This is a genomic window from Streptomyces sp. URMC 123, from assembly GCF_051386515.1.
In the GTDB taxonomy this organism is placed as follows: Bacteria; Actinomycetota; Actinomycetes; order Streptomycetales; family Streptomycetaceae; genus Streptomyces.
In genome coordinates, this window is record NZ_JBPQTV010000463.1 from 1 (window position 1) to 3,890 (window position 3,890).

The 3,890-nt window shown below is 76.1% G+C and carries 5 protein-coding genes; all 5 read left to right on the forward strand.

Annotation, left to right across the window (positions count from 1 at the left end):
- Window positions 1–2 precede the first annotated feature (2 nt).
- The 5 genes from ACSNOD_RS29350 to ACSNOD_RS29370 all read left to right on the forward strand — a co-directional run bounded on the left by ACSNOD_RS29350 (window position 3) and on the right by ACSNOD_RS29370 (window position 3,873).
- On the forward strand, window positions 3–137 hold the full coding sequence (locus ACSNOD_RS29350; protein WP_436770114.1) for a lasso RiPP family leader peptide-containing protein: 135 nt from the start codon (window positions 3–5) through the stop codon (window positions 135–137).
- A gap of 101 nt (window positions 138–238) precedes the next feature.
- Window positions 239–2,077, forward strand: coding sequence for an asparagine synthase-related protein (locus tag ACSNOD_RS29355; protein ID WP_436770110.1), 1,839 nt, complete (start codon window positions 239–241; stop codon window positions 2,075–2,077).
- Complete coding sequence (locus tag ACSNOD_RS29360) at window positions 2,077–2,349, forward strand: lasso peptide biosynthesis PqqD family chaperone (protein ID WP_436770111.1); 273 nt, start codon at window positions 2,077–2,079, stop codon at window positions 2,347–2,349. The genes ACSNOD_RS29355 and ACSNOD_RS29360 overlap by 1 nt, the downstream gene beginning before the upstream one ends.
- A 19-nt stretch (window positions 2,350–2,368) precedes the next feature.
- Complete coding sequence (locus ACSNOD_RS29365; protein ID WP_436770112.1) at window positions 2,369–2,806, forward strand: lasso peptide biosynthesis B2 protein; 438 nt, start codon at window positions 2,369–2,371, stop codon at window positions 2,804–2,806.
- Window positions 2,803–3,873 carry an ATP-binding cassette domain-containing protein gene (locus ACSNOD_RS29370; RefSeq protein ID WP_436770113.1) on the forward strand — a complete coding sequence of 357 codons (1,071 nt, stop codon included), beginning with the start codon at window positions 2,803–2,805 and terminating at the stop codon, window positions 3,871–3,873. The genes ACSNOD_RS29365 and ACSNOD_RS29370 overlap by 4 nt, the downstream gene beginning before the upstream one ends.
- Window positions 3,874–3,890: the final 17 nt, after the last annotated feature.

The following is a 3,890-nucleotide window of genomic DNA, read 5'->3' on the forward strand; positions in this document are numbered from 1 at the left end:
GCATGGAGATTCAGGAGGACGTCTACGAGGCGCCGATGGTGAGTGAGGCGGGTGACTTCGCCGAGGTCACCCTCGGGCACCCGGTTGGGTTCGTCATGGATGGTGGCCAGCTGCCGTTCTGGCTCCGCTCCTCATGAGTCGGACCGTGAGCCCGGCGGGGGCACGTGCGAGCGCGCTCCCGCCGGTTCGACCGCTGCGCGATGCCCGGAGAACAGCCCTCGCGAACAAGGAGTGTGCGGTGGAAAACTGGTGGGTGATGCTGCCGGACACCGGCGCCGCCGCCGCTGTGGCGGGGCGGCTCTACCGGGAAGGCGTGCGCACCGTGCCGCACGCGTCGGGGCGGCCCTGGCTGGTGGGCCGCTGGGACGCCCGACAGGAGGTCTCCGCGCGAACGGGCGAGGCACGGGCCGTCGTTCTGGGCCGGAGCGCCGCGCGCGCGGACGCCCTGCGGCGGTGGCTCGACCGGGTGCGCCGGCCGGCGGAGGTGGAGCAGGCGCTGTCGGGCGTGGCGGGCAGCTTCCATGTGCTGGCGTCCGTCGGCGGACGCGTATGGGCCCGCGGCACCGCTTCGGCCGCCCGCCGCGTCTTCACCGCCCGCGTCGGTGGGGTGCCGGTGGCGGCCGACCGCGCCGATGTGCTGGCGGCCCTGTCGGGGGCGGGCCCGGACGAGGAGATGCTGGCCCTGCGGCTCATGGTCCCACCGGTGACGTCCACCGTCCTCGCCGACCGGACCGTCTGGCGGAACGTCCACGCGGTGCCCGCGCAGGAGGCGCTGGTGTGGGAGCGCGACGGCCGACGGGCGCCCCCGGTCCGCTGGTGGCGTCCCCCCGAACCGCACCTGTCGTTGCGGGAGGCCGCCGCCGAGGTCCGTACCGCACTGGAGGAGGCGATCGGCACCTGCACCGCCGGCGGCGGCACGATCAGCGCCGACCTGTCCGGGGGACTGGACTCCACGAGCCTGTGCTTCCTGGCCGCCCGGGAGGCCGGGCACCTGGTCACCGTGCACTGGGAGGGACGGGACCCGGGGAACGACGACGGCCCCTGGGCCGCCCGTGCCCGTGGGGCGCTGCCCTCGGCCACGCACCTGGTCGTGAGGAGCGGTGAATCCCCCGACTGGTTCGCCGGCGTGGGCGCGTTGCGGCTGCCCAGCGAGGAGCCGTGCCCCTGGGTACGGGACCTGGCCAAGCAGTCGGACCTCTTGCGGCGCGTCGCCGCCCACGGCTCCCGACTGCACCTGGGCGGTGGCGGCGGTGACGAACTGTTCACCCCGAGCCCCGCCCACCTGCAGGACCTGCTCACCACCCGGCCGTGGCAGGTGTGGGCCCGGCTGCGCCACCAGCACCACGAATGGCGCGTCGGCCGCCTCTCGATGACGCGCGACGTCCTGAGGCGGACCTCCTACCGGCGGTGGCTGCTGGACGCCGCCCGCCACGCGACGCTCGCGCCGCGGTCCGACGGCGCCGGCATGCTCGGCTGGCAGCCCGAGCCCCGCGCACCGAAGTGGGCCACCCCCGAGGCGGTGGCGACGATGCGGCGGGCCCTGGCGCGCGCGGCGGCCGACAGCCCGGAACCGCTGGCGCCCCAGCGCTCCGTGCACTGGGTGCTGCAACAGGTCCGTGAGGGCGGCAACACGGTGCGCCTGCTCAACCAGACGCTGACGGCGGGCCCCGACATCGCGCTGCCGTACACCGACGACGCCGTCGTCACCGCCGCCTTGTCGGCCCGGCCGCTGGAGGCCGCGCGCCCCGGCGCGTTCAAGCCACTGCTGGGCGCCGCCCTGACCGGCATCGTGCCCGCGCCCCTCCTGGCACGCACCTCCAAGGGCTGTTACGACGCCGACTTCCACCACGCGCTGCGCCGGCACCGCGGGCAGATCCTGGCCCTGGCCGAGGACTCACTACTGGCCCGGGCCGGTCTGATCGACCCCGAACGGCTGCGTCGCGCCCCGCACTCCCACGCCACCGTCGCCGACCTCGCCCCGCTGCCGTACACGGTGGGCTGCGAAGTCTGGCTGCGCTCGCTGGAGGGCGACCGCCCGGCCTCGGTGCCGCATTCCCTGTCGGAAGGAGCACGGTGATGTCCCTGTCCCTGCCCGCGCATGTGACCGCGGTCGACACCGACGGCGGCGCGATGGTGCTGCTGGACGAGCGCACCGGTACGTATCGGCAGCTGAACCCCAGCGGGGCTCTGGTCCTGCGCCTGTTGCTGCGGGACGCCACCGCCGAGGACGCCGTGGCGGCGCTGGCGCGGCGCCACCCGGAGGCCGGCGCGCGCGTCGGCGAGGACGTCGCGCGTTTCATCGACGACCTCCGACAGGCCGGCCTGCTGCGCGGCCTGCCGCTGGGTTAGCGACCGGAAGCCGCCCACCATGACCGCTCCCACCGAACCGGAACCCGCGGGCCCCGTCCCGCCGCTTCGGCGCCTGCTCGCCCGGCTGGCCGTGGCCCTCGCCCGGCCCCTGGCCGCCGCCCGCCCGCACCGCATCCGCACGGTCCTGCACCTGCTGCGCCGCGGAGCCGTCCCCGCCACCCGGCAGCAGGTCGCCGCCGCCCGGCACGCCGTGGTCACCGTCAGCCCCCGGTGCGCCGCCGGCCGAAGCTGCCTGCAGCGCTCACTGGCCACCGCCTTGCTGTGCCGGGCCCAAGGCACCTGGCCCACCTGGTGCACCGGCGTGCGCACCGGCCCCTTCCGCGCCCACGCCTGGGTCGCCGTCGGCTCCGAGCCCGTGGGGGAACCCGCACACGAGCACGGCTACACCCCCGTCATCACCGTCCCGCCCCTGCCACCCGCCGGGAGGCGCCCGTGACCGGCCCGCCGCGCACCACCACGGACGCCGCCGCCCCGGCCGCGCGGCAGCACCCCGTCCCGTACGCGGTGCGCGCCCGGGGGCTGGCCAAGTCGTACCCCGGCGGCCGGGACGCCGTACGGGGTGTGGACCTGAGCGTCGCGGCCGGGGAGCTGTTCGCCTTCCTCGGCCCCAACGGCGCGGGCAAGTCCACCACCGTCTCCATGCTGTGCGCGCTGAACCGGCCCAGCGCCGGTGAGGCGTGGGTCGCCGGGGCGAACGTGCGCTCCCAGCCGCACCTGGTGCGCCGCCGCGTCGGCGTCCTCTTCCAGCACAGCGCGCTCGAACCCGACCTGACGTGTACTCAGAATCTGTACGTGCACGGGCTGCTGCACGGCCTCTCCCGCTCCCGCGCCCGTACCCGCGCCGCACAGGCCCTGACGGCCGCCGGACTGACCGAGCACCGGCAGCAGCGGGTGCGTACCCTCTCCGGCGGCACCCGGCGCCGCCTCGACATCGCGCGGGCCCTGCTGCACGAACCCCGCGTTCTCTTCCTGGACGAGCCGACCGCCGGGCTCGACCCGCCCGCCCGCGCCCGCCTGTGGCAGCATCTGCGCACCCTGCGTCGGGCCGAGGACATCACCGTCTTCGTCACCACCCACTACCTGGAGGAGGCCGAGCACTGTGACCGCCTGGCCGTCATCGACCACGGCCGCGTCGTCGCCCACGGCACGCCCGCCGAGCTGAAATCGGCCCTCGGGCGGGAGACCGTGCGGCTGCGCACCAGCGACAACCACCGGGCCGCGGCGGTCCTCCGCGCCGCCCACGGCCTGGCGCCCCTCGGCAGCGGCGAGCAGGGCACCGCGCCGGGCGAGGAGGGCACCATGCCGGGCGAGCAGGCCACCGTGCTCGGCGAGGAGGTCACCGTGCCGGTGACCGACAGCGCCGTGCGGCTGCCCGAGCTGTGCGCCGCGCTCGCCGCCCACGGCATCCGCGTCCACACGGCCACCGCCACCGTGCCGACCCTGAACGACGTCTTCTTCCACCACACGGGCCGCCCCTACACCCCCCGGAGCCCTGCCGGATGACGACGTCACCCGGCCCC

Coding starts and splice junctions, on each gene's coding strand:
- ACSNOD_RS29350 (WP_436770114.1), top strand. CDS start 3: ATGGAGATTCAGGAGGACGTCTACGAGGCGCCGATGGTGAGTGAGGCG.
- ACSNOD_RS29360 (WP_436770111.1), top strand. CDS start 2,077: ATGTCCCTGTCCCTGCCCGCGCATGTGACCGCGGTCGACACCGACGGC.
- ACSNOD_RS29365 (WP_436770112.1), top strand. CDS start 2,369: ATGACCGCTCCCACCGAACCGGAACCCGCGGGCCCCGTCCCGCCGCTT.